Below are 644 nucleotides of genomic sequence, written 5' to 3'. Positions count from 1 at the left end.
GAGCAGAGCAACGCGACCCGCGGCACGATCGCCGGCCGCGCCGGGGCGACGTACAGCTCGTCGTCCACGATCCCGGTCGGCAGCGCGCCGTACACCTGCGTCCACCGGCCGCGCATCATCGCGCGGAACGAGGCGTACGAGGGCTCGACGCTCGCCCACGCGGAGCGGGCCGGCGTGTACGAGTCCTGGGCTTTGGCCGCCATGCCGCACACGAACAGGCACGCCATCGCGGCCAGCCACCACTTGAGGCCGGGCTGCACGGGGAGCGCGAGCGTGCCCGCGATGATCCCGGCGAGCACCGGCGCCACCAGCAGCCAGACGTACCGGCGCGGCTTGCCGCTGGGCAGCCGCGCCTCCGAGTAGTGGTTGCCCGTGTGCGTCAGGTACCAGAACTGGGTGAGGGTCACCTTGAGCCGCCCGTCCTGGGTGACCTGCTGGGCCCGGCGCCGGATGCGCAGGTCGTTCATGCCCCGCCCGTGCACCTTGGGGTCCAGAGCGAACGCGCGCTGGCAACGGGAGCACGTGCTGCCCGGCCGCTCCTCGCGCAACAGCCTCGCCTGGCAGTGCGGACACGTCATGGCGCCCCCTCGTCGGGCCAGGTTAGGAAGCCGACGGTGGCGGCGCGTCCCTGGTCGGCGCTAGCG

Annotated in this window: 1 protein-coding gene; it reads right to left on the bottom strand. The window is 73.3% G+C overall.

Annotated elements, in window-relative coordinates:
• Positions 1-467 (bottom strand): hypothetical protein (locus tag KUM32_RS40510; RefSeq protein ID WP_217146684.1); only part of this gene is annotated, 467 nt, incomplete at its 3' end.
• Between the last annotated feature and the right edge of the window lie 177 nt (positions 468-644).

The sequence above is a fragment of the Streptomyces sp. AC627_RSS907 genome (genome assembly GCF_019049165.1).
The sequence above is the reverse complement of the archived record's forward strand: the minus strand, read 5'-3'. Positions and strand labels throughout refer to the sequence as shown.